At 51.9% G+C, this 25,386-nt stretch carries 22 protein-coding genes; 6 read left to right on the top strand and 16 right to left on the bottom strand.

Going from position 1 to position 25,386, the window contains the following annotated elements; genetic code table 11:
- Nucleotides 1-25: 25 nt before the first annotated feature.
- From HMPREF1494_RS09985 to HMPREF1494_RS09960, 6 genes are all read right to left on the bottom strand, one after another.
- Nucleotides 26-1,261: an App1 family protein gene (locus HMPREF1494_RS09985; RefSeq protein WP_003838964.1), complete on the bottom strand. Its 1,236-nt coding sequence runs from the start codon at nucleotides 1,259-1,261 to the stop codon at nucleotides 26-28.
- Nucleotides 1,262-1,363: 102 nt separating this feature from the next.
- Nucleotides 1,364-1,768: a glycine cleavage system protein GcvH gene (gene gcvH, locus HMPREF1494_RS09980; protein WP_003838961.1), complete on the bottom strand. Its 405-nt coding sequence runs from the start codon at nucleotides 1,766-1,768 to the stop codon at nucleotides 1,364-1,366.
- Nucleotides 1,769-1,772: 4 nt separating this feature from the next.
- Complete coding sequence (locus tag HMPREF1494_RS09975) at nucleotides 1,773-3,344, bottom strand: L,D-transpeptidase (RefSeq protein WP_034522612.1); 1,572 nt, start codon at nucleotides 3,342-3,344, stop codon at nucleotides 1,773-1,775.
- A gap of 80 nt (nucleotides 3,345-3,424) precedes the next feature.
- A complete protein-coding gene (nudC, locus tag HMPREF1494_RS09970) occupies nucleotides 3,425-4,516 on the bottom strand; it encodes an NAD(+) diphosphatase (protein WP_034522608.1) in 1,092 nt (363 codons plus the stop codon).
- 112 nt (nucleotides 4,517-4,628) lie between these two features.
- A complete protein-coding gene (locus tag HMPREF1494_RS09965) occupies nucleotides 4,629-5,477 on the bottom strand; it encodes an alpha/beta fold hydrolase (RefSeq protein WP_012902464.1) in 849 nt (282 codons plus the stop codon).
- A 23-nt stretch (nucleotides 5,478-5,500) separates the two neighbouring features.
- The gene (locus tag HMPREF1494_RS09960) at nucleotides 5,501-6,121 is read right to left on the bottom strand and encodes an NUDIX hydrolase family protein (RefSeq protein ID WP_034255826.1); all 621 of its coding nucleotides are present in this window, start codon (nucleotides 6,119-6,121) and stop codon (nucleotides 5,501-5,503) included.
- A 127-nt stretch (nucleotides 6,122-6,248) separates the two neighbouring features.
- On the opposite strand from HMPREF1494_RS09960, the gene trxA reads away from it, so the two are divergent.
- The 3 genes from trxA to HMPREF1494_RS09945 all read left to right on the top strand — a co-directional run bounded on the left by trxA (nucleotide 6,249) and on the right by HMPREF1494_RS09945 (nucleotide 9,950).
- Nucleotides 6,249-6,611: a thioredoxin gene (gene trxA / locus HMPREF1494_RS09955; protein ID WP_003838951.1), complete on the top strand. Its 363-nt coding sequence runs from the start codon at nucleotides 6,249-6,251 to the stop codon at nucleotides 6,609-6,611.
- Between the two features lie 216 nt (nucleotides 6,612-6,827).
- On the top strand, nucleotides 6,828-7,850 hold the full coding sequence (locus HMPREF1494_RS09950; RefSeq protein WP_003844653.1) for a G5 domain-containing protein: 1,023 nt from the start codon (nucleotides 6,828-6,830) through the stop codon (nucleotides 7,848-7,850).
- A gap of 189 nt (nucleotides 7,851-8,039) precedes the next feature.
- Nucleotides 8,040-9,950: an arsenate reductase/protein-tyrosine-phosphatase family protein gene (locus HMPREF1494_RS09945; RefSeq protein WP_034522602.1), complete on the top strand. Its 1,911-nt coding sequence runs from the start codon at nucleotides 8,040-8,042 to the stop codon at nucleotides 9,948-9,950.
- A gap of 147 nt (nucleotides 9,951-10,097) precedes the next feature.
- Here HMPREF1494_RS09945 and HMPREF1494_RS09940 read toward each other — a convergent pair whose 3' ends face one another.
- Entirely contained in the window at nucleotides 10,098-10,787 is a 690-nt protein-coding gene (locus HMPREF1494_RS09940; RefSeq protein WP_228369700.1) for a hypothetical protein, read from the bottom strand.
- A 369-nt stretch (nucleotides 10,788-11,156) separates the two neighbouring features.
- Here HMPREF1494_RS09940 and HMPREF1494_RS09935 point away from each other — a divergent pair, with 369 nt between their 5' ends.
- Entirely contained in the window at nucleotides 11,157-12,311 is a 1,155-nt protein-coding gene (locus HMPREF1494_RS09935; protein WP_034522594.1) for a glycosyltransferase, read from the top strand.
- Between the two features lie 6 nt (nucleotides 12,312-12,317).
- Here the strand turns inward: HMPREF1494_RS09935 and HMPREF1494_RS09930 are convergent, their stop codons facing one another.
- The 8 genes from HMPREF1494_RS09930 to HMPREF1494_RS09895 form a co-directional block, all read right to left on the bottom strand.
- Nucleotides 12,318-13,787 carry a flippase gene (locus HMPREF1494_RS09930; protein ID WP_034522591.1) on the bottom strand — a complete coding sequence of 490 codons (1,470 nt, stop codon included), beginning with the start codon at nucleotides 13,785-13,787 and terminating at the stop codon, nucleotides 12,318-12,320.
- A gap of 16 nt (nucleotides 13,788-13,803) precedes the next feature.
- Nucleotides 13,804-14,796, bottom strand: a complete 993-nt coding sequence (locus tag HMPREF1494_RS09925) for a glycosyltransferase family 2 protein (RefSeq protein WP_034522589.1) — start codon at nucleotides 14,794-14,796, stop codon at nucleotides 13,804-13,806.
- A gap of 24 nt (nucleotides 14,797-14,820) precedes the next feature.
- On the bottom strand, nucleotides 14,821-15,816 hold the full coding sequence (locus tag HMPREF1494_RS09920) for an EpsG family protein (protein WP_269319376.1): 996 nt from the start codon (nucleotides 15,814-15,816) through the stop codon (nucleotides 14,821-14,823).
- Between the two features lie 129 nt (nucleotides 15,817-15,945).
- A complete protein-coding gene (locus HMPREF1494_RS09915; RefSeq protein WP_034522574.1) occupies nucleotides 15,946-16,977 on the bottom strand; it encodes a glycosyltransferase family 2 protein in 1,032 nt (343 codons plus the stop codon).
- Between the two features lie 100 nt (nucleotides 16,978-17,077).
- A complete protein-coding gene (locus HMPREF1494_RS09910) occupies nucleotides 17,078-17,911 on the bottom strand; it encodes an InlB B-repeat-containing protein (protein WP_034522572.1) in 834 nt (277 codons plus the stop codon).
- The gene (locus tag HMPREF1494_RS09905; protein WP_034522569.1) at nucleotides 17,908-19,062 is read right to left on the bottom strand and encodes a sialate O-acetylesterase; all 1,155 of its coding nucleotides are present in this window, start codon (nucleotides 19,060-19,062) and stop codon (nucleotides 17,908-17,910) included. The genes HMPREF1494_RS09910 and HMPREF1494_RS09905 overlap by 4 nt, the downstream gene beginning before the upstream one ends.
- A 91-nt stretch (nucleotides 19,063-19,153) precedes the next feature.
- A complete protein-coding gene (locus HMPREF1494_RS09900) occupies nucleotides 19,154-20,173 on the bottom strand; it encodes a nitroreductase family protein (protein WP_051404760.1) in 1,020 nt (339 codons plus the stop codon).
- Between the two features lie 13 nt (nucleotides 20,174-20,186).
- Nucleotides 20,187-21,266 carry a polysaccharide pyruvyl transferase family protein gene (locus HMPREF1494_RS09895; RefSeq protein ID WP_129879895.1) on the bottom strand — a complete coding sequence of 360 codons (1,080 nt, stop codon included), beginning with the start codon at nucleotides 21,264-21,266 and terminating at the stop codon, nucleotides 20,187-20,189.
- A gap of 615 nt (nucleotides 21,267-21,881) precedes the next feature.
- Between HMPREF1494_RS09895 and HMPREF1494_RS09885 the strand changes: the two genes are divergently transcribed.
- Together HMPREF1494_RS09885 and HMPREF1494_RS09880 are read left to right on the top strand one after the other, a co-directional pair.
- A complete protein-coding gene (locus HMPREF1494_RS09885; protein ID WP_034522561.1) occupies nucleotides 21,882-23,420 on the top strand; it encodes a lipopolysaccharide biosynthesis protein in 1,539 nt (512 codons plus the stop codon).
- Between the two features lie 15 nt (nucleotides 23,421-23,435).
- Nucleotides 23,436-24,419: a DUF6625 family protein gene (locus HMPREF1494_RS09880; RefSeq protein ID WP_034522558.1), complete on the top strand. Its 984-nt coding sequence runs from the start codon at nucleotides 23,436-23,438 to the stop codon at nucleotides 24,417-24,419.
- A gap of 5 nt (nucleotides 24,420-24,424) precedes the next feature.
- Here HMPREF1494_RS09880 and HMPREF1494_RS09875 read toward each other — a convergent pair whose 3' ends face one another.
- Nucleotides 24,425-25,369, bottom strand: coding sequence for a hypothetical protein (locus HMPREF1494_RS09875; RefSeq protein ID WP_034522555.1), 945 nt, complete (start codon nucleotides 25,367-25,369; stop codon nucleotides 24,425-24,427).
- Nucleotides 25,370-25,386 lie beyond the last annotated feature (17 nt).

Here is a 25,386-nt window from a genome sequence, read left to right as displayed (position 1 = left end):
TAACCGTCGGTAGATTGTGAAGACCTTACTTGTCGAGTTGCTGCTTCAGGTACGGCATCATGGTTTTCATCAGATTGGACCCCGTGGTGCCGGTGAAAACAGGCACATCGGTGACCGGCACCGGCTGCGTGGCCGCGAGTCCCGCCATCGTACCCAGACTTCCTGCGGATTCACGCGGCGAAAGCTGCCGTATGCCTACCGCAAGCACACGGCCCGGGTAGCGTTTGGCGATGGTTGCGTATGTGGTCGGATCCTTCTGACCGTCATCGCCTATGAGAATGAATTTCATGTCCGGAAAATCGGCCATCAGCTGTTCCGCATACTCGAGTTTGTGCTGCACGCCGGAAGGAATGAAGGTCTTCGGTCGCGGATCGAGATCGCGTAGCAGAAGCGGTCCTTCCGGGAATCCGTGGTAGGTGATGAAGTGTCGGATCGAACTTTCCACGTTCCATGGCGATGTCGACAGGTAGAAGAACGGTGCATCCGGAAACATGTCGGCGATGCGGTTGAACAGTAGGTTCATGCCCGGCACCGGTACTTTTTTCTTGGGATCAAGCAGCAGCAGATTGTAGGCCGCCTTCATCAGGCTCGGTGCCTGCGTGACCATGATCGTGTCGTCAACGTCAGAGATTACGCCGACTTTTGTGCCGCTTGGTATCGTGAAGAGATTCGCGGCGACCGGTTTGCGGCTACGCACGCGATACGACACGTTGTGGATGCCCGGTTCCAGCGAATGTTCGGCGACCAGATCGAGATAGCCTGCGGAATCGGAAGCGGCGAATTCACTGGAGATGTCACGTGACCTGTCGACGTGGTCGTACACTTCGGATATGCCGACCTGCACCGTTTCCAACGGTACATCGTCGATGGCGATACGCACTTTCGTATGCGGTGACGGAATGGTGAGCATGCCTCGAATGCCGCGGGTCAGCCGTCCGGACTGACGCTTGAACGGACCGAACACGGTACGGCATATCAGTCGGGAATAGTGCTCGGTACCGTAACCGACATACGGCTCGACGCGCGGATACCAGTTGAGACGGCGCACCAATGCGGTGGAAAAACGCAACCAGATGCCGAATCCATACGTGATGGCGCGACGGCAGAAACGAATCAGCGGCGGCTTGATTTCGATGCGCTCATGCCGTGAGGCGGCGTCGAACGTAGTGACGACCTTACGTGCGGGAATCGGCACGGTAGGCATGTCGTCACTATCACTCGCATCAATCTCGCGTTGGGGCAACGGCTGTGGTTCGTTCATATCCTCACTATAAAAGGCCCGGGAGAACAACCCGTTACCCAAACGCGAAAATCAGGGAACTTTCAGGGTACTTTGAGCCTCGCACAGTCAACTGTTCGGCGGCTATTCGGTGACTATTCTCGCGTATTCCCCGGAACTGAGCAGATCCGGCTCGTCGTCTTCGAGCTCGATCTTGAAGATCCAGCCTTCGCCATACGGGTCGTTCGTGATGATGCTCGGATCATCCGAAACCTCGGCGTTCACGTACCGAATCGTGCCCGCCACCGGGCACACCAGAGGGGTCACGGCCTTAGCGGATTCAAGCTCCGCCACTTCATCGCCCGCCTCGACCTGGGCACCGACCTCAGGCAGATCCACATACACGAGCTCGCCGAGCTGTTCGGTGGCATATTCGGTGATGCCCACCATGGCGGGTTCGACGGAGGCGTCGACCCACACATGCTCGTCGGAGTATTCGAGGTGCTCGGGCACTTCGAGATTCAACTTGTTGTCGTTATCTTCGCTCATGTGCCTAGCGTACCGCACCGGACGGCATGGCGCCTACCACTTGCACCACGGTGCCTTCGGGGCAGTTGTCGTAGATCCACTTGGCATCCGCCTCATACATGTTCACGCAGCCGTGCGAACCGTAGTGCACCGGATCGCCATGCGCAATGCCGTAACCATTCCAGCTTGCCGTGTGGAACCCTTCGCCGCCGTTGAAATAGCCGACCCATTTCACGCCTTTGGAGAGGTAACGCGAACCGTCATCATTCAGGCCCGTCATATCCTGCACGTTGTATTTCAGATAGATGTAGTAGGTGCCCAGATCGGTTTCATGCTTGCCGGCGGTTCCCGTGCACACCGGGAAGGTCCTGACCGCCTGATCGTTCTGATACACGGTGGCGGTCTGAGAGGCACGGTCCACCACGATGCGGTACTCCGACTTCTTCTGCACGGTGTCGAATGCGTCCACGTCGCTTTCAACGGGAATCGTCGCGCCTTGGCCACCCTGCAGGGCGTTCACCACCTTCGGGGTAAGGGCGGACACGTTCTTGACCTTCAGCCCATCCACACCTTTGACTATGGTCACCAGCACCGTGCCGTTGCTGTCGACGGCGTCTTCCTGTGAGACTTTGTCTTGGTTGAGCTGGTTCGGCACTTCCTGTTCGAGATAGTTGCCGATTGCCTGTTCGTCATAGGTCAGGGAGATCGTGCCCTTGTCCAGATCGGCATTCGGCTTGATCCAGGAAGCGACGACATCGACCGGCAGTTCGAAGGTCTTGTCCTTGCCGTTGTCGAGTACGATCTTGTTGTTCAACCGGGCGTTCGCTTCGTCGGTGGCCCGCTGTGCCGCGCTCACGCTGACCGGCATATCGACGTTCCTGTAGCTGATGGACGCGGTGCTGTTGCCACCCGGTACGTTGATGGCGTTCCGTACGGCGGCCAGCACCTTGTCGGTTTCAGGAGTGCGTCCCTCCCGGCCTTCCACGGTGGTGAAGGCCTGCTCATCGGAGTCATAGGAGATAGTGGAGGCGACCGCACGCTCATCCTCATCCACGAACTTGTCGGTCACATACGTGGTGAGATCAAGCTCGTTGGTCTGCGCCGCAAGCGGCACCTCGCTTTTGTCGAAAGGATTCACGGCATTGATGGCGGCCAGCACGCCATCGTCATCATGCTTGGCGGCAAGCAGATTGGAGACGGTCTTGTTGATGTTGACCGTCACGCCGAGATCGGTGAGCTTTGCCGTATCGGTGTTGCCATCATTGTCTTTGATGGTGATGGTGGTGCTCTTCACCGCGTCGCTGACGGTATCTTTCAGCTGCTCCCTGGTCTGCCCGGCAACGCTGGAACCGGCGAAGGTCACGCCCGGAGCGGCCTTATCCTGAAAATACCAACGTGCAACGAAGAATCCGGAGACGGCAGCGAGCAACATCACCCCCATCACGATGAGGGTGATGATCAGCGGCCACTTGTTTTTTCTCTTTACTTCCGGCATGGCGATCTCTTCAATAGGAGTAAACACCGCCGGTGCCACCGGAAGCGGTGCAATCGTAGCGGTATCGTCTCCAGCCAGGGCTTGCTCACGCTCGTCAGACATGCTGCTGTTCCTTATATTCTTCCCCTATTCACAACAACCCCCAACTATACGCCGTGCGATGACCAATTTCGGTATCTCGCTCACGGCAGCTCGTGTCCGAGCCATTCCTCAATCATATACCGTGCGATCGTCGCCTTGCCGGGAGCCTCCATACGACCCGAAATCAACTCGTTCATGTATTCGTCACGGGTCACCCACCGTGCGGAGAGCGTCTCCTCGCCGTCCACTCGTATGTCGGTGGTCGTGGCAAGCCCTTTGAACGCCATCATCAGCGACGCAGGGAACGGCCACGGTTGGGAGCCGAGGTATCGCAGCTCCCCCACTTCGATGCCGACCTCCTCCCTGGCCTCGCGACGGCAGGCGTGCTCCAGATTCTCGCCGGCCTCCACGAATCCCGCGGAAACGGAATACAGCCCGGCATTGCCCCATGCGCTGTTGTGCTGCAGCAACAGACGGTCCTCATGGTCGATGACCGCCGTGATCACAGCCGGTTCCACACGGGGGAACAGCAGTCTCCTGCCATCCGCTTCGTTGGTGCAACGTTGGGCCCAGCCGCCGAGCGCCGGTTCGGTCAGCGCTCCACAGGTCGGGCAGTGGCGCTGACGCGTATGCCACATACCCAGCGAGATGGCGGTGGTCGCCTGACCGGCCTCACGGGCGTTGGCATGCGGTGCGAAGGCGCGCAGATCCACCCAGTCGAAGCGTTCCGCGGCGGATTCGAGCAGCGATGGCTTTCCTGAAACGGCTTCGGCGGCATTGCCTTCGTCGAAGGCGTCGTCGGCACCTTCGTAGGCACTGTCGGCCACGGGAGTTTCGATGGCATGCACGCGGGTCACGTCGACTGCCACCACATGCTCATCACGGCAACCGCCATACGAGCCGAGGAAGATGGCGAGCGCCGTCGGATGCGAGCGTAGCTCGGCGGCGACGTAGCCTCCCGGCAGTTGCGCGAGTCGCATGTTCACGTTGGCATAGTCGGCGATGGCGCCTTGCCCGTGCGGTACCGCCACTTTGCCGTCTTTGACGAGGATGACTTTCGTGGCCGGTTCCGGCAGTACGTTCGCGAATAGGTCGGGTTCGCCTCTGCGGCTCACCTCATAGTCGATGTCACCTTGTGCCAATGGCAGGAATGGCAGTGCCTGCGTCAATGCCAAAGGAGAAAACACGCTCATCGCATTCCTTTCCCCGTATGAAATATCTGAATTCCATATAGTATCCGCATCCGGCAACCCACGTCATCCGAAGCGCACAGCGAGTCGGCGATGGCGCGGTGAGAAACGGATGCTATTGAATTCTACGCACGAGCTGACGCAATGCTTCGGCCACCGCTTCGGGATGCTCGTATGCGCTGAAGTGTCCGCAATCACTGATTACGGTGAAGTCCACGGTCGTGCCGGTCATCGCATCCGCTACCGGACCCATCACTTCGGGCGGACTTGACGGATCCTTGTCGCCGCAGATCACCGCGCTTGGTGCGCTTACCTTCGCCAGCACGTCGTTCAGGTCAGGGCGTCCTGCGGCCATGCGTTCACGCCAGGCGATGCCGGCTGCCGGCTGCTCATTGATCCACAGCGTGAATTGGCGAGCGTATTCGGCGGATTGCTTGATGCTGGAGTCCGTCTCGTTTGCCACGGCGAATCCCATCACCGGATCATGCGTGCCGGTGGCTTCGCATTCGTCGGCGATGGCGATGCGCCTGCCACGCATCGCCGCCGAATCCGCATCGCCTTTCGTGTCACACAGGGCGAGGCCCGCCACCGCTTCGGGATGCAGTCGCTGAATGTCAAGGATCAGATAGCCTCCCATGGAAAGGCCCACCCAGATGGCCTTCTCATGGCCGGCCTCACGAATCATGTCCACGTATGCGTCCGCCATGCGATCAAGGGCATGCGGGAACGTGCCGTCCGCGTCCTTGCCTCCGCTGGCTTCGTCACTCGGAATCGGACCTTCGCCCGCACCGGGCATGTCCGGTGCCCAGATCGGGAAGCGTGTCATACCGTGCTCGTCGCAGATTCGCGCGAGTGCGGCGGCGCACTGGTCCCACATGCGGTGATCCACCGGAAATCCGTGCACCAACACCACGGGAATCCCCTCCCCTTCGCGATACACGGTGTTCTTCAATTCAATCCCCATGTCATGCTCCAATCCGTCTCGCGTCATCTGCCGGCCCATGCCAGCGCCTGCCTCACAATCGTTCCATATCCATTGCCCATCTGCCCGAGGAACGTGTCAAGCATCGCACCGTTCGGATCGACCCATTCCACATCCAGCGTCTCGTCCTGAGGTCTGCAGTCACCGGCGATCGGCACTACGTAGCACAGTGCAATCGCATGCTGCCGGGCGTCGAAATAATCCGAGATGCCGGGCGTGGGGAAGAATTCCGCCACCGTGAACGGCTGCAGGCTGGACGGCAGCACCGGCAAGGCGATATCTCCCAGATCCTTGGCGACGTTGCGGGCGATCGCCTCACGAATCGACTCATGGTAGAGCACGCGCCCGGCAATCAGCGTCCGTTCGATGCTGCCGTCATCGGAGACACGCAGCAGGGAACCGACCTGCGCGACGCGGCCGAGTTCATCGGTGCGCACCGGCACGATCTGCACGTAGGGAATCGGCATTTCGCTGCGCATGCGGTTGATTTCATCGGAGCCGAGCCATCCGGGAGGATTGCCCGTTCCGCGGATGAAATCCTCCGGTGTGATGTCGTCGAATTCACCGCGCCTGCGTCCGGCATCGAAATCGCCCTCGTCGGGCACCTCATCATTCATCACTGGCATGCCTCCCATTATCGCGCACCTCGCGTAACGTTCAAGCCTTTTTTCGTTCCTCCCATAGCGGACACCGGAATGCAAGACGAATGCCGGAGGTTATATACTGCACCACACGCGAATGTAAGGAGCAGCTATGGCAACGCATGCAGTCACCTCTGAGAACTTCAACGAGGTCATCGAGGGCAACGATCTCGTATTCGTGGATTTCTGGGCCACTTGGTGCGGCCCGTGCCGCGCGTTCGGACCGACTTTCGAAAAGGCGAGCGAAGCGAACCCCGACATCTATTTCGCCAAGGTCGATATCGATCAGAATCCTGATCTTGCTCAGGCGGCCAAGGTACAGGCCGTTCCGACGCTGATGGTCGTCAAGAAGCAGCAGATCGTGTTCCAGCAGGCCGGTGCCCTGCGCGCCTCCGATCTGGATGATCTGATCGGACAGGCCAAGGCGTTGGACGTGAACGCCGCAGCTTCCGGCCGCACCGGAGCCGAACAATAGGCGGAAGTACCCCACAACGGCAATGCGCGCCCGTCGCGATCGACAAGACATGATTGCGACGGGCGTTCGCATGTGCCCCCGTGTATCTTCGGCTGCCGATAATCGAGCGCTTAGGGTAAACTGCTCTTTTAGATGCGCGCATTCCGGCGAAGCCTTTGCGGCCGCGTGCAGAACCCGAATTCGTCGAGGCCCATGAAGTCGCTTTATAGGAGCAGAATGGCTAACCACAGCAAGCATGGACGCCCGTTTACCCTGAGCCTGCCGAACAGGTCCCAGTGTGTGAAGATCGTCGCAACGTTCGCGGCGGTGGGGCTGCTGGCTACCGGTGGCATTATTTCACGTAGTTTCTATACGTCATCCACCCAGGCGGAGCCGACCACGCGTGTCACCGCCTACTCCGCCACCGATGCCGAAGCGTCCCGTGGCAACGCCCGTGAGGCTCTCGGCGGTGATACCGCATATGTCACCGTGAAGATCAACGGCAAGTCCCGCGTGGTGCCGGGCACCAATTTCACCAACGTCAAGTCCGTGCTGGAAGCCGGCAACATCACGCTTGAACCGGAAGACACCGTCTCCCCGTCGCTGACCACCAAAGTCGATGAGAAGACCGTAATCACCGTCAGCCGTGCAGGTGCTTCCGTCGAGGTCTCCGACTCGTCGATCGCATTCAATGTCGTGAAGAAGGAGACTTCTTCCCTGCCGAAGGGCCAGGAGAAGGTCGAGACCGAAGGCGAGGAAGGCGTGATGGAATCCACGAACCTCGTAACTCGCTCCGGTGACACCGTCATCTCCTCGAATATGATCAGCTCGTACGTGAAGAAAGCTCCGGTCGACAAGGTGGTTCTCGTCGGTACCGGCTCCACTTCCACGTCATCGTCGTCTTCTTCGTCCTCGTCTTCGTCCAGCAGCACCGCTTCGGTCGGGACCACCGTGCCGGCTGGCGAGATGCAGCAGTGGGCTCATGACTATCTGATTTCCAACGGTTATACCGAGGCCGATTTCACCGCGACCGTGTACATCATCTCGCATGAATCCGGCTGGAGCGTGTCCGCCACGAATCCAAGTTCCGGCGCGTATGGCCTGCCGCAGGCACTGCCCGGCAGCAAGATGGTCAGCGCCGGCGCCGACTGGGCCACCAACTACCAGACCCAGCTCAAGTGGTTCTGGGGTTACTGCGCCTCACGCTACGGCTCCATTCAAGGTGCCTACAGCTATTGGCTCGCCCATAAGTGCTACTGATTTTCACATCAAAGACCGCAAATCCCGCACGCGCAAATGTGCGGGATTTTTTCATACGTCGATCGCGGATCCGATCACCTCACCCCAGACGGCAGAGGCAATATCTTGCGAACCGTGCCGAAAATGGCACCCCTTCTCGATATACTTGAGGCGTTTATGCCATTTCTCGAGAGTTAAGGTAACCCGCATATGCGCGTCTTGTTCGTATGCACCGGCAACATCTGTCGCTCCCCCATGGGGGAACTGCTGTTCCGTATGTATACTGCCGGAACGTCCATTGAAGTGGATAGTGCCGGCACGCATAGTCTGGTCGGTCACGAGATCGACGGTTCAAGCGCCGCACTGCTTACGTCGGCCGGCATCGACTCCTCTGCATTCCGCTCTAAGCAACTGACCCGCCAGATCGCACAGGAATGCGACCTGATCCTCTGTTTTGAGGAAGATCAGCTCCATAATATCGTTGGCATTGCGCCTGCCGCCGTACACTATACGTTCACGTTGCCGGATTTTTCGAATATGTGCGCCTATTGTGCCCAGCAGAACATGATTGAAGGCTTCACGTTGCCGGAGCGCCTGCAGTCGGTAATCGCACAAGCCACGACGATTCGACCGATGCTGCCGCAAGCCGCCACCATCGCCGACCCGTATCGCAAGGATTTTTCCGCTTTTCGCAGGGCCGTGGATGCCACTGATACCGCCATCCGCAATATTATGAAGTCGTTGAGCTTCGGCACGTCCGCTTCCGCGATGGATATGCTACCGTTGACCGCTTCGCTTGCCGATGCCTCGAATCCGCCATATTACCGTGGTGACGTGATGGCCGGAAACTGGTCATGGCCGATCATGCCGTTCGATAACGCCATAGTACCGGTAGGTGTGGCTGAAAAGAGCGACGGCACCGAAACGATCGCCGATTCTTTGAAGACAACAATGATCAGGCCGGACGGCAACGATGCTATCGCACTACCGACTGAAGTTCCTTCCGAGGCCGGTCATGCCAGCAATACCGATGCGATGCCGCAAATCACCGAGGATACGTCTATTCGCGACGTGGCGGTGAATGCGGAATCCCGGAGCCGCAAGCGGCGAATCATCCTGATCGTGTCTGCGGCCGTCGTACTGGCTTTGGCCGCAACCGGCGGCACCGTATTCTGGCATCATACGCAGACCGTGGCCAAGCAGAACGCGTTCAGCTCCTGCAAGAAGTCGGCGTCCCGTTATGCGAAGGTCAAGAAGCAGTATGATTCCGCGATTCAGAGCGCGAACCTGCTTACCACGATTCCCACAAGCGAACTGGCCGACGCAAGCACCGTCGACATGTTGAAGTCGGAGCTCTCCTCCACATACGATTTCATTCCGACCACACAGTGCGTGGTTTCGCTTTCGACCGCGAATCTGACGCAGGCTGCGGAACAGAACAATAAGAATGCTTCCGCCATGGAAAAGTCGTTGAAGTCGTTGACGAAGGCCTCCGATGCCGTAACCAAGGCACATGATGCCCAAACCACTTCCATCGTAAGCGCCGCCAAGCAGGCCCTCCAGACTGCCATCGAGCAGGCCACGAAGCTGTTGGAATCCAGCAAAGGCAACGTGGCCGACGAACAAACCCGGACCGACCTGCAAAAGACGGTGGACGACGCCAATGCCCTCCTGCAGAATGATGATGCGACCATTGAGCAGCTCACCGAGGCGCGTGAGGCGATGGGCAAGGCCATGCAGGCCGTTACCGATTCCGTGGCGCAGTGTAACGCCGATAACCAGGTGTACGAGAAGCCGCAGCAGACTACAAATAGTTCGAACAGCGGGCAACAAACCTACTACAATCCGAGCGAATACAAGACGGACACTTCGACGGAAACGCCTGGCATCAATGACAACAATGACACAAACTCCAGCTCCGAAAACAAGCTGACGCCGACCAGTAAACCGACCACATCCCCGACTGTGCAACCGAATCCGTCCACCGATCCGACACAAAATCCCGAGCCCACTCCGGAGCCTACGACCGATCACACCGAGAAACCGAATCCAAGCCCGATCGCGTCCCCGAATTCAGGTTCGGACACTCCTTCTCAGTCCTCCGCAGACGCAGAGAAATAGTCGGCATACGTACCTAAACAAAAGCGAGTGGTGCGGACATCGCAGAATTGAGCCACGCTCCGATTATCAGACTGACAAAATTCAAATTCGATGATTGGGGATGCGGCTCAGATAAACCGTACTGTCCTCGCATTCCCCACCATACAACTACTCGGAAATAGCTGTCGCACTATATTTGTCGATGGCTTCCTGAAGCTTGTTGAGCTGATTGATGTATACGTTCGGATCAGCGGAAGCGGACGTGGTTGCTGTCTGCTGAGCATCGTTCAGAGCCGCGGACAAATCCTGACGGGCGTTCAAATCGTTGGAACGCACGGTACCGAGCACGCTCTGGCCATCATTGACCCTGTTGGCCAGATCAGCCTTTGCCACGGCAACGTCACGGGCGTTTTTGGAACGTTCCACCGCAGTCTTGGCGCTCAGAATGTTCTCAATTTTGTCCCCCAATTCACGTGTGGCTGCAGTAATCTTTTCATCACTGGCCTGATTGTCCTCAGCCGAGGCCGACGCGTCGCAGCCGGTGTCAATCTTCGTCTTCTCATTGCCCTTGTCAACTGCAGTGCGCAAGTCAGCCACCGTCTGCGGATCCTGCACCTGATTTTCCGCAATCTGCAAATCGTCGGCCGCACCATCAACGGTCTTCTTCAAACGTTCCGTATTGGATTGATAGATATCGACGGACTGTTGGCAGGAGCTCAGCACCTCCTGGTTATCGACATGCTGACGAAAACCAAATGCAAGACCCGTCACCACTACGGCGACTGCAACGATCGCGGCGACACCGACCAGCTCGCGGCGATGTCGGTATACGAATCCCTGTGGCTTCACTTCCGCCACGGAACCCCCGATAACACTAACTGAAAGTCCTCTGGAAGCCCCTTCTCCGGCAAGTCGATCCTCCTCTGTTAGGGGAAAATCATACGTCGTCGTGACCTGTGCTCCGTGAGCCCCACCCGGAGCATGCACATCCGGCCATTCCTTGAACTCATTTCCCGTCATACTCCACTAATCCCTTCTGACGTTTCCGACTGTCCTCCCGCACATTATACGGATGTCCCACCACAAAAAGGGGAGTCCGACAACAACCTTGCGCACACATTTAAAGGTGAATACGAAAACATACTTAGGGGAAAGTATCATACGTGTAACGGGGGATGCGGAAACCACCCTAACATGCAAATTTTGGAGAACATTCAAGGGGAGAGCATGACCGAGGCCAAGAAGAAACTGCTCATCGTGCAAGAGGCCATGGGTGGCTGCGGTCGTAACGTCGTGGATATCGTCACCGGCATCGACCACAGCAGGTTCGACGTGACGGTCGCCTACGGAACTGGCCGACTTGATGATTATTACCGCAAGGCCCTACCCGAAATGGAAAAGCATGCGACGCTCATCCCCATCCCCGAACTGATCCGGGATATTTCCGCACCGAACGATATCAAGGCATGGTTACGCGTGCATGCTCTCATCAAGCAAATCAAGCCCGACATTCTGCACTGCCATAGCTCGAAAGCGGGCGTCATCGGCCGCTCCGCAGTCATTGGAAGCCATGTGGCGAAAGTATTCTACACACCTCACGCCTACGCGTTCCAGGCTCGGGAATTTTCCAAACCCAAAAAGTTGCTGTTTGTGATGCTCGAACGAATGTTCAGCCACCTATTCACTACCTGTACATTCAACGTCTCTACCGGCGAACGCGATATCGCATTGCAGTATGGGATTGACGATCCGAATAAATTCAAGGTCATCTATAACGGCATTCCCGATATCGCATTGCCGTCGCGCGAGGAGGCGTTGCAGTCGCTGGGATTGTCCGGTTTGCCGCAGGACGCGATTATCGTCGGTTCGACCGTACGCCTGGCGGCACAGAAGGATCCAATGACATTCGCGAGAATCGCCAAGATGGTCGTCGAGCGTAATCCGCGTGCGCATTTTGTTTGCGTAGGCGACGGAGATCTGCAGGATGATGTGGCGAGGTTCGTCGAAGACAACGATCTTGGCGGTAACGTACATCTGCTCGGCTACCGGGATGATGCGGAGCGTGTCGTCACTGCGTTCGACGTGTATCTGCTGACTTCACTGTATGAGGGTCTGCCATATTCGTTGGTTGAGTCATTGCGTGCCGGCGTGCCGATCGTGGCTACGAATGTGACCGGCAGCAACGAAGTGGTGAGGCCCGGTGTGAACGGCTACCTGTTCGAGGTGGGGAATGTGGAGGATGGCGCACGACAAGTGGAACGCGTCATCGCCGAACGGTCTCGCAATGGCAGGTTCTCTCCCGATGCTGTTCGTAATACGTATCTCGACAAGTTCACGTCGGCACGCATGCTTGACGGCGTGCAGCAAAGCTATCTAGACTGAACACGTCTACCCTCGCGTAAGCTTGCTTCGCACCAGTCCGAACACCCAGCACACGGTCTCTTCCCGCAGCAGAAGGCCGGCAGCCAGCCACACCGAACAATATGCGAACATGCCTGCCACCACCTGCACCGCGCATCCCATTGACAGACCGGGAGCGTTATATAGCAACATCGACAGGGTCGCGAACGAGCACGCGTGGCAACCGCCCATACGGCATAGTCGCCCCAAGTTTACTGACTTGCAGAGCACGTCCCAGGAGTAGTGCATTTGCATCGTGCAAATGACGATCTCCGCAACCAGCATGGATATCGCCGCTCCTGTGGCACCGAAACGCGCGTCCAGCAGCAGATTTCCCGCAAGACTGATTGGCACGCCCATCAGATTAGAGGCGGCAAGCCTATTTTCGCGGTCAAGCGGAGTGAGAATGCACAATCCCAAAAACGTACTCATACAGGAAAAGAAGCTTACCAATCCGATGATTCGCACCGCAATGGCGGCATCGAGGTACTTCTCCGTGGATACCCATATGGTCAATGGTTCGGCTTCCGTTACCAGATAGCAACATAGTCCGAGACAAAGGTTGCAAATGGCACCGAAACCTTTGCCGACAAGATCGTGATATTGCCGCATGGAATGTTTCGCATAATATGACAGACGCGGTACCAGCACTCCGACGATTGCGTTGATCACGCTCCAGCACACGCCCTTGAGTTTAGCTGCAAGCTGGTAGAAGCCGACCTGCATATTGTTGGCGGAAAGCATACCCAGCAGGATACTGTCGAAGAACAGGTAGATCGATGAGGCGATTGACTGTATCGCGAACGATGCGAGCGGTTTGACGTGACGCCTGATACGGAGCGGTACCGGCGTGCGTAGGTCAATCATGTTGCCGAGCCGAATCAGATTGAGCACGTTGTTTCCACAGGTTACGAACGCCGTTATCGCGCCATAAATCAGATAGTCGCCGTCGGCCCGCACAAAAATAAGCATGGCGACGAACGAGAGCGTTTTAAACACAACGCTGCGTATGGTGATGTATTCGTACTCCTCCATAGCTTGGAAGAACCATTCCACCCCGTAGGAAAGCAGTAACGTGCTGACGAGGAACATAAGCATCAGTACCGAAAGCCCACGCAGCCTAGGTACGAATACTATGGTCAGCGCGAAGCATCCCAGTACCGTCGACGTACAGCCGGTGATGATGATGAGCAGCTCTTTGACCACGGACGCCAATTGGCATTCGTCATGGCGCACGCGGGCGCATTCGCGTATGCCGTAGGCTGGTATGCCCACCAAGCAGATCGTCGACAGCCACTGTGAGATGTTCTGGGCGAAGGTGACGTTGCCGTAGCCTTCCACGGAAAGCGTCCTAGTGATGTATGGAATGGTGATAGTCCCAATCACCATGTTGGATGCGGTCAGAATCGTGTTCATCGCTGCATTGAATTTCACGGAATGAGCGAAATGCGTTGGCATCTTGAAACTCCTCGACTCAGCCCAAGACCTTGACATGGCGACGTTTGAATATGATGAGCACCTTGCGGTACAGGGCAGGTGAAAGACACAGCAGGAGCATTTGCGCGCATTTGGCTTTGGGGATCTCCGGCAGTCTCATGACACGGGGCAGAGCCTTGCGTACGAGCCTGACGGCATGCCGTTCGAAGTCCGCCCATTGCCCGCGTTGTCTTTGCAGAATGATGTTGTTGTAGGTGCCTATCGTTGCGATGAGATGACCGTACAGCATGTAATCGTACGACCGCGGATATTTGGTTCGTACCAGTTCCAGCGCGGTACGGGTCTCGTCGCTTTGCGCGGTGGTGATGCGCAGACGTAGCGTCATCCGCTCGTGCAGATGATAGCAATACTTCGGAGTGGAATCGTAAATCAGCGTCTCGGCCTTATCGATCATACGGAATGTGACGGGGTAGTCCTCGCCACTATGACGATCCACCGGGAAACGTACGTCATCGAATAGTTCACGTCGGTACAGTTTGTCCCATACCGCGACATGGAAGTATCCGGGCAGGTTCACATATTTGAAGGCTTGTTCCGAATTCATGCGGAAACGGCATTCGGTCGCATACGGCACGTATGACTCGCCGTCCTCCCCTACAAGACTGGTACCGATGATGGAGATGTCGGCTTGTTCGCGCAACAGATTACGCAATAGCGTTTCGTACATGTCCTCAGCGATGCTATCGTCCGAGTCCACAAATCCGAGATATTCACCTTGCGAGGCCTCAATTCCGGCATTACGGGCGGCTGATGGCCCACTATTGCGTTGATGGATGACACGGATTCTGGAATCCTGAGTCATCCAACGGTCGCATAATTCCGGACAACGATCCGGTGATCCGTCATCTATCAGAATGATGTCAAGGTTACGGTGGGTTTGTCTCACGATGGATTCCACGCACGCGTCCAAGGACGCCTCGACACCGTATACCGGGACAATCACGGAGATCAGCGGTTGTTCATCGGCCATACCGTTCCCTTTCGCATCCTTCGCTCAGAAAAATACCTTATAGGGCAGCACACCGAAGTTTCCTCTGATGTAGACCTGTCGGTAACACATGAGGAACGATGCGGCCAGAATCACCAGTTCCACTGCGATCTGCATGCGTTCGCTTAGTGCGGCAAGCAAAGCCGCCAGCAACCAGATGAAAAACATGGTGAAGAAAATGGACATGCGGTTCAAGGTGCCTACGCCAGCGAAAGCGTTGACCATGACCACATAAATCAGTGCTCCCGCCAATAGCAACGGCTCATTGCACTCGGATTGCACCCCTTCACGCACATTGTTCGACTGACTGAGACGCTTCCGCCATACGTAGGCGATATAAACCGACGACAACGCCAGAGTGTATAGCACCCAGAATATCGACGTTCCGGTGTTATTCATCAGCGAGTCATGCTGGTAGTGACGGTATTTGGGAATGAAACCGGCAACCCAGACGATAATGCCTCCACAGTCAAAGAACTGTATCAGGAAAGTTACGACGACAGCCGCTATGGACTGCAGTTCGAAGTGCTCGGATTGCGCCCACCATCTCACGAAAGGGAGAAGCAGTACCACGATGGATGTGATATGGAAGGTCATGGCAAGCAGCACCAAACCCAGCGCGAGCTTCCAGCGTTTCCGTTCGTACAGCATGAACGCAAGCATGCACAAAGCCACTGCGATGTACTGACGGGAGATGTTCAGGGCCGTGAAAAACGTACGCATCCCGAAAATCATCAGGCAGGAGAAGCCCCACCACCGTTCTTCAACGTACTGGTAAATGAATAGGCCAATGGCACTGTATAGCAGGAGACTCTCCAGAACGAATAGTACGGAGTAAGTGGCCCCTGACCAATGTATAGCACCATTCAGCAAGCAATAGCCAGCTTCAAAATTGTATTTCAGACATTTGCCCGAGTGTCTAAGCAATCTCGCATACATGGGACTATCCGTACCGACATTGCTAGAACGCAACCCGGAAACGGTCGTCATCATCGTCAGCATCATAACCAGGCCGAAACATCGGAATTGCCGTAGCCTTGGTATCCGCATGAGTAGACATAGCATGCAACAGACCAGCATCAGCACGCCATAAACCATGTCGCCCCCATTCTCGTCATGCCCTTCGTACCCCTAGAATCCAATCCAGCGGTAGTATCCTCGATACAGGCTGCAGAACACAGCGAATATAGGCTCTCCCGCCATCACGCAGCATGTGGCCGCACGATCCTTCAACCGGGCGCCGCTATCGGCTCGGGCCAGAACACAGTATCGTTGGATTTCCTGCCATATGGCTTCCTTATTGCCGTACTCCCGTGCATCCAATGAGGAATACACCGTGCACAGCAGAGCCAAACAGCGCGAAGCAGTTTCCTTGCCGAGTTCAGGATGCCACCGCATCATATCCTCATAAAGCCCATGCGATACACGAATCGCAGACTTCACTTTCTCATCATGAAGCGCACCATAATTCCCCATGATGCCCGAACATCTACGCCTATAGGCATACAGGCTCTCATATACCAGCGCGCTGCCCCGCGCTTCATGCATGATGCGGTAGACGGTTGCCAAATCCTCGTACAACAGGCCTTCCGGAAACACCTTACCGTCGGCTGCAATACTGAGTAGTACGTCTCGTCGACATAGCCTCGCTTGCGCCCCGCAATTAATCCGTTGACGCAGCAATGCTTTCTGAGCGGTCATTTCATCCGCGACTTTCACGTTCTTCCCGACGACTCTCATAGACGGCATTCCGTGGTCTCCATACAATCTGCAGCCGCTGCCATCACGAAACGGTCTAAGGTGGGCGAGAGAGGCACAGGGCATGCCGCTCTGCTCGATGGCGGACATGAGCGTGGACAAATAATATCCAGAGACCCAATCATCACTATCCACAAAGGAGATATACTGGCCGCTGGCATGAGTCAAGCCCGTATTGCGAGCCACACTCAAACCAGCATTCTGCTGATGCACGACTTTGAAACGTTCGTCTTTCGCGGCATATTCATCGCAAAGCAGGTCGGAACCATCCGCCGATCCGTCATCAACGAGAATGACTTCGAATGACAGATAGTTCTGTGTTGCCAAGGATTCAAGACATTGACGGAGATAACGTCGAACGTTGTATACGGGAACGATGACGCTGATGTGACTGCTGGTAGTCATACCACTTTTCCTTCTGTCGTTTGAGCTAAAATCAAGCTCACCGCATCAAGATCATCAGCTCCAGCATGGAGCCAGCAGAAACTCTGCGCACCCGTAAACTTTATTTCCATTGTGCGTACGCGACAATGTTTTGGCCGGCAAGCAACTTCCAACTAGGCAATGTCCAGCTTCTCCCAGGCTTGACAGAATACGAATGCCCGTAAATGACAATGTGCCAGGCTGTCAATTTCTTCCCCTCCTTATACACCTCTGACGGGAATCTAATGCTTTCTCCCAACGCTACCGCTTGGTTTTTGATCTCACTAATTCCCCCATTAGGATCAAAACAAACAGTCACACTCTTAGAAGAGTCCCCCGATGTCTCCTGTTGCCATATCGCATACATGGTTGTGATGTTTTTATCGGGAATGTCCATGACGTCTCCCGGTTGCAACAATTCTCCGGATCCGTTATTACTTGACGACCATCCTCGGAATATATACCCATATCTCGTGGCCGCCGCAGGCAAGGTGATTTGCGAACCCATCTTGCCTTGGATTGGTGTAATCGGATGCGGTCCACCCATTGGGTTGAACGCAACGGTTCGATACCCGCTTTCTTGCACACTGGTGGAAATATCCAGCACGAAGGATCCAGTAGGAAGATTATTACCGTTATATAAATTAGGGTTTTGAGGAACGTTATCCGCAGCATACCGTATCTGCTGAGGACTCCCTTCTATGCCTTGCAGACTGGCAACGAGTTTCCCACCACTGACTTTAGCTTGAACCGTATGGAACACTCCATCGCTTCCCGACACTTCAACTTCACTGATTTCTCCGGAAGTATCGTTTTGACAGATATGATTAGCACGAACCTTAAGCTTGTAAATCGGTGTGCAAGATTTAAGCCCTGTCCCATGCTTGAAGCTCACACTCACAGTATCTCCCGTCACAACCGCCTTCTTGGCGATTGGACCAGATGGCACCGTCTTTTTTTGCTGAATGCAAACAACTGATTTCCCATTCTCTTTCCCACTATTTCTTTGCCTAGAGGATGAAGCACAGGCACTCCCTTATCCGTATCAAGGGTGGAGACCATTCCTACATTTTTCTTTAGAGCGTAATCATTTTGAATAGAACGAATCGAATAATAGATCCAATTAGGACCGTCATATCGCGTTAGCTGAGCTTGAACGAATGGCAGATTTTCATCTCCAAAATTTTTACGTATCTTAGATAAGAAATTCGACCAGTCAAGCATATAAAATTGCTTATTCATTAAAGGTGGAACGTTGAGAGAAGTATTTGATTCTCCTTGATACCACAGAATACCCATAACGTTAAAACCGGCAAATGGCGCATAATGAGTATTCCAGATGCTCGTCATATGTTTTTTCAGAGTCGTTCCGCCCCAAGCCAAGTCCAGCACGCCGACAGGAACATCAGGCTCCTTGGCGCGAATTGCTTCCGCCGCGTACTGGGCTACATAGCTCAATTTATCTGCATCATCTTTTCCGTTGAGCCATGACTGATCGGAATAACGAAGAGGCACGTCAAAAGATGTCTCATCTTCATCTCCCACCTGATCCGCTTTAATGAAGTAGATATGCTCGTCATTCACCAGTTCTGGGAGGTCTTTCTCATCAAGCAGACCAGTAAAATTCACATCCGCCTGCGTACCGCTGTAATACAACGCATCCGATGCCTCCATATTGGACTGACCTGCAGCAACAATAACCTCACCGGAATAGACTTTCTCTATCCTCTTCACAATAGAGCCGTTAACAGAAACGCTCATCGAATACGGGTCAAGACTCGCCTCTAGCGGATCTACACTAATCTCAAATCGTCCCTCATCATTGGCGACGCCGCTTGCAGAATGATCACCGATTGTCACTTCCACGGATGCACCGGCACCAGCCTTCCCTGAGATGACAAACGGCTTGCCTCTCTGGAAAACAACGTTCTCCGTATAATAATTAGGTAAAGAAAACGTCCCATCGCACTGTGCCGTCATAGGTAGACCAATGCTTGCGATAACCAACACACAAGTAATCGCCATTGAAACAATCCACATCACTGGCATATTATTCTTAACGCGCATACTCTCCCTCAAATATCACGTAGCACAATTACCATATCTGTTTTTGAATTAATTCAATTTTAGGCTCAACGGTAAGGCGTTTCACGAAATATTATTTAATAATTTTCAAAATTCTATCTACAGGAAATCTTTGAGAAATACACGTTTTAGATTCAGCAGCGAAATGACCGGCAGCGATATACATAACTAAAAATTCGCTATCCGGAACTCCTACTAAAGCCTTTGTTTTTTTATCGATATCATCGGACATCATGGTATTCAATGGACACGCGGCCAAACCATTAGCCTCAAGAGACAAAAGCAACGACATCGAGAACAATCCACCATCCGTGAAGCCTTCATTACGTTCATTTGGCCACAAAAAAGCACTATTATCTGCAGTAATCAAAAACAAGACCGGCGGCATTGCATAACCATTAAAACCACCTTGTAGCTTCAATGCTTTTTCTATGGTTGCCTCATTCGTGATGGCATATACTCGAGTTGACTGACGATTACAGACCGAAGGTGTCTTCATAGCCAATTCCACAACACGTTGAATCTCATCTTGAGTAACCGGCTGGGATGAATACTCTCGAATTGATCGTCGAGAAGAGAACAATTGGCCAAAAGGCAATTCTGCGTTGTTTTCTTTTGAAGTAGCAGTAACCACAACGCTGCCTCCAAGGTGCGCATTAGTTTTTTCTGCATCATCCCAAATATCTTTTGGAAAAAGAGAAATAACCTCCGCGATATCAAAATGAGCAGCTTCATGCCTCGTCCGATATTCCCACAACGCTGCCAGAGCACTCATATAGACAATGTTTTCCTTATACATAGGATCTTCATCTTTTAGCTCTGCTAAAGATACAGACAAATTTCGCAATGCATTTTTTCCAAAGCCCATACGAAATTCACCATGGCTCAAGCCTTTTTCAATCTGGTGCCCATAGAAGGTCACACGCGCCTCAGATTGCGTTTTACCTCGCTTCCCAGGCTTAGCGAATGCATTATTATACCGTTTCAGTTGTTTCAAGGCTTCTGCTTTTAGCTGCTTCCATGCCTTGTATTCTTGATATTTGTTTAGAATTTTATTTGGAATAATCCTCTTGATTGCTCTTTTCACCTGCATCTGTGACACTCTTTCAGTCTAATTCTTCTTTTAAGAAATCCAACGAATATTTACGCTCAATTTCTAAACGTTTATCAACATTATTCCAATCAGGATTAATGACTTGCTCAGCTACCTCATCTTCATTTATCCCAATTAGTTTTAAAAGGCTTTCTAGACGTGAATTAGCATTTTCTTTCCATCGATTCATCACAACGGTAAAAGGCTTATGCATCATGATAGAAAAACATGTTCCGTGAAAAGAACTGGTTACTACCGTTTCTGCATTCCGGATAAGGGCAATAAATTCATCTGGACCTGCAGTATATATGTTTTTTGCGCCAGCTACCGGTGCCCAGTCGTTACTGTGCACATAGACTAATGGAATTTGATACTCCGCAGCGATCTTTTTTGCTCTGGAGACAACATCATCTTTCATATTAACCGCATAGGCCAGAATGTATCTTTCCGGCAACTTCCGAGTATGACTAGAAACGCCGCACCACTGTTCAGAAGTCAGCAGCAAAGTTGGATCAAGCACTTGCGTGGCATCGATTCCCATCTCTCGCGCTATCTTGACACCATCAGCCTCTCTGACGCCAACATGTTCGAAGTCCCTAAGGCATTCAGCAACCTTATTTGCCTGCGAAACCTTTTTACTTCCGAAACTTGCGGCATACGAATTTTTCTTTACCTCAGCAGAACCTGGAAGGAAATATTGGAAGTCTTCGCCTGTTAATCCAAGATTCCAAACCTGATCACTACCAACTATGACAGAGTCCAAATCTTGCAGCTGCGGAGCCAAATCCGCACCGCTCTTCACGGAATATAACGCAGTGACTTTTATTTTTGAATTAGAGAACGAATGCCTTCGAGCACACTTCATCAACATCTCGAATGGCAAACCAACCAGATTCTTGATATTTCTACGAGAAAAAAGACGCGGCTTCATTTCACGCTGTTCGATAATTGGAGATCTATAATCAATTACTGACGCTTCACAACTGGCATTGCTTACTACTTCTGTAAGGGCAAAACATTGCAAGACGGCACCGTAATTTAAAGTTCGATGAAAAGTTAATATTCCAACTTTTTTCTTAGTATCATGATTCATAAAATACACCTCGCATTCCTCATTAAAAACATAAACAGATACAGTCCGATTACGAAAATTCTGGTAGAAATCATGTCACGCCGCTCCATACCGGATTGCCCCTTAGCTTGATGGACATTCGACGAACACTCCAAATATGTTCAAGCCGAAAAGATTAAAGTTGAATCCGGAGTTACGAGAGCTCCTGGCTAGAGCATTACAACAGCGCACGATCCACGCACATACAATCCTAGGAACTATCAAGGCCCGGACCTTTCTCACCATAAGCCCCCGGAATGAACTGCGTCCCTTGACAGAAAACGCAAATCCAGAGAGAGCAAGACGAAAAGCATCATCGCGAAAATAGAGGCGATGACGCGCAAGAGTTCGAAAAAGACGCTATATAGTACCAAGACCAGCACGATACCAGAGCCTTTTGCGTCGTCCACCCACGTTGTGTACCTATAAGACATTGTAGCTCATGCCATCCTTCATCCTCTCAATCCCTTGGCACATGATAACCTCCGATGAGGATTTCCCCTGTTCCCCCTATCTGACTACACTTTAAGTTTCGACATGACTTTCTACATTCAATAAGGGTGCATCAGGAAAACCGGATAAGGAGAAGTTATCTACATGGACAATGGGAAACGTCTTGCAATAAATCTGGTGTCAAACCTCACTGCCTTCATCATTCAATTTGGTATCAATCTCTTCTTAACGCCTTACATCGTCAATTCTCTCGGCAGTGAAGCATACAGCTTCATTCCTCTAACCAATAACATCATCGGTTATATTACAATCATCAGTGTAGCCTTTTACTCTATGACCGGACGTTTTATTTCCGTCTCCTTAAACCAAGGAGACAAGAAACAAGGCAACATTTTCTTCAACTCCTCAACAGCTGCGAATTGTGCACTCACTGTTTTCCTATTGATTCCAACAAGTACTTTATTAATCCTGTACGTCAATAAAATCCTTATCATCCCTGACTATTTAGTCAAAGATGTTCAGTTAACATTTTTCTTCTCACTGTGCGCCATGAACATCTCCATGGCGTTAGCTTCATTTGGTGCAGTATATTTTGTAAAAAATAGAGTAGATTTAAGTGCTAAAAGAAATATTGAAGGCAATATCATTCGTGTAGCGGTACTCATCACTCTTTTCACAATATTCAGCCCGAAAATCTATTTTTTAAATGCAACAATACTTGTCGTAACATTATATTCATGTGGAGCAAATTTATACTACACAAGGAAATTGATGCCAGAAATTACAATACAGCGCAGATATATAAAGAAAAGCGCCGTTAAAACTCTTCTGTCATCAGGCATCTGGAATTCCGTAAATGAGCTTAGCACTGTTCTTCTCACAACCCTTGACTTGTTCCTTGCCAATTTGCTCGCAGGATCACTTGCCAGCGGCAGTTATTCCGTAGCTAAGACAGTTCCGAATTTCGTTCAATCTATAATTTCCGTACTGGTCGCAGTTTTCGTACCCCAACTCACAATATATTTCGCACAACACAAGCAGAAGGAAATGACATCCAACATCTCCTTCTCAATAAAATTCATAGGCATTCTCACAGCAGTGCCTGCGGGTTTCCTTTTGGCTGCGGGACAGGATTTCTTCCAATTGTGGGTACCAACACAAGACGCCAACTTGCTACACGGACTATCGGCACTAACTTTGATTCCATTGGCAATAACTTCATGTACAAGTATCATCAATAACGTATTTACAGTATCCAATAAACTCAGGATTCCATCCCTGGTACTTTTACTGTTTGGCATTGCCAATACAATAGTTGTAGTTATTTTAATGAAGTACACCTCTCTAGGAATCTGGGCTATACCAATTGTGGCTCTTGTGACCGGAATAGCGCGCAGCCTTTTCTTTAATCCAATCTATGCAACACATTGCCTTGGAGTAGGGAAGATGACTTTCTACCCTTCCATCATTCGCGGTTCCGCCTGCACGTTTGTTATGACAATTGTAACCCTAGCCTATAAAGTCTTCTTCCCTACTGACAGCTGGATGACATTATGTCTCTGTGGCGCAGTATGCACAATCATGTCTTCTCTAATTAACTTTACGATAATTTTCAACAATTCAGAACGCACAAAAGTGCTTAATATTATTACGACTCAATTTAAAAAATATTTACACAAGTAGGAACAGGACACTCTCATGAGCAAATGCACATTTATTATTCCATACTATGGAAATTTCCCGAATTACTTCCAACTCTTTTTAAACTCCTGCAAATATAATTCAGATTTCGAATGGCTAATTTTTACCGACAATAACAAAAGTTATGATTGGCCAGCAAATGTTCATGTTCATTACGAAACATTTAAGGACATGCAGGAAAGAGTGCATAGCGCTTTCCCTTTCCATCCGGAGTTGAAGACACCTTACAAACTTTGCGACCTTAAGCCAATGTACGGCTACCTATTCTCCGAATATCTCAAGGAAGCGACTTTCTGGGGTTATTGCGACTGCGACCTCATCTTCGGCAATCTCGATATGTTCGTCACCGATTCTTTGCTCGAAAACTATGACAAGATCTTCGTTCTGGGACATTGCTCACTGATTCGCAATACGAGGGAAAACAATGCAAGGTTCATGCGGCCTCTACAGGGCAGGCCTCTTTTTCAAGAGGTACTTCAGTCAGAACGTATATTCACATTTGACGAGAGCTATCTTCCCACAAATGTCAATGAGATTTTCAAACAGAGCGGCGCACGTATCTTCGCCAAAGACTATTCCGCGAACACAAGGGCACGAGGTACGGTGTTCCAAATTACTCGATACCATGACGATCTGCAGATGTATCTTACCGAGGATCCCCAGCAAGCCGTATATGTTTGGTCTTCAGGACATCTCTACCGATACTGTATGAATTTAGGAACATTCTCTCAAACGGAACTAATGTACATGCATCTGCAACGACGAAAAATGATAATCAGTGATTACAGTCTCTTGGCTAGCTCCATATTCAAAATCATTCCGGGATCGTTCGAGCCACTTGAAGTGTCAGAAGTTACTGCACAGAATTTTCGATCCATTCGGTGGAAGAAGTATGGTAATAATTTTCAACACCGAATGGATATCATTAATGGCGACATTAAATTTTGGACAAAACGAATCAAAAATTTAATTTCCAAATAATAAAATCAATATTTTATTATTTTCTGCCATAGCTCTTTCACCCACGGGATACTCCTACTTTGAATATAGTCCCAAAAAACTTCAAAGCAGGAGTATCTGTTCCAATTCACAGTAACTTTGAACAAAGCCTGCCTAATAAAATCGAAAATAATACCAATCGCAAATATCAATAAGACCCAGCCAACATTAAGCACCAAACCCTGTGCCGAATTCATATTGTCAGTAAAAGCATCAAACACTGCCTTTAAAGCATGCGCTGTCGGCGCGTACATCGAAATCACAAATGGAGCCAGTGTGGCGGATGCAATAGCGTTGACGGTCTCCGAATGGCGTTCTTTCCGCTGATATGCCCACATCAACAGTCCCAAAGCCGTGAAAAGCGACGGAAAGCTCCAAGCCTGATTCATATACGTGTAAGTGTGATTCCAGTGAACTAAAGCGCCAGCCACAGAGACCAGACTATCAAAACCTACGCCAACACCCAATCCCACCGCAATAAGCACGCTTTTAATCCTTCGAGACTTCAACAGGTCATCATGATACCAACGAACGTAAGCAAGTAATACATACTGATAGATGAACAGCAACACGTTCAAACCCATGTTAATGGGGAAGAAAGGAATAACACCCCATATCGTAAATGTCACAAGGACAAGACCACGATGAACCCTCTCCCCCGCCGCCTGTAAACAGCTATTGATAAAAGGATGGACCAGCACAAACAATACGTACGCTGTGGGATACCACCATAATCCGGAAATTACAGGTAGTATTGACTCTACCCATATCTTCAATAATTCACTCTTTGAAGCGAAAAAAGAATACACGCCGCATACGTATTGCAAAATGAAAAGAATAGCAAATGAGCCAATTGCATAGAACCACAGCTGTTTTTCCAACTGCCATACTCGACGAATGGACTTCTTGAATGTGGGTTTGCCCGCGCACATATTACCATGATGTTATT

This window comes from Bifidobacterium sp. MSTE12 (assembly GCF_000513015.1).
GTDB classification, from domain to species: Bacteria; Actinomycetota; Actinomycetes; order Actinomycetales; family Bifidobacteriaceae; genus Bifidobacterium; species Bifidobacterium dentium.
The sequence above is the reverse complement of the archived record's forward strand: the minus strand, read 5'-3'. Positions and strand labels throughout refer to the sequence as shown.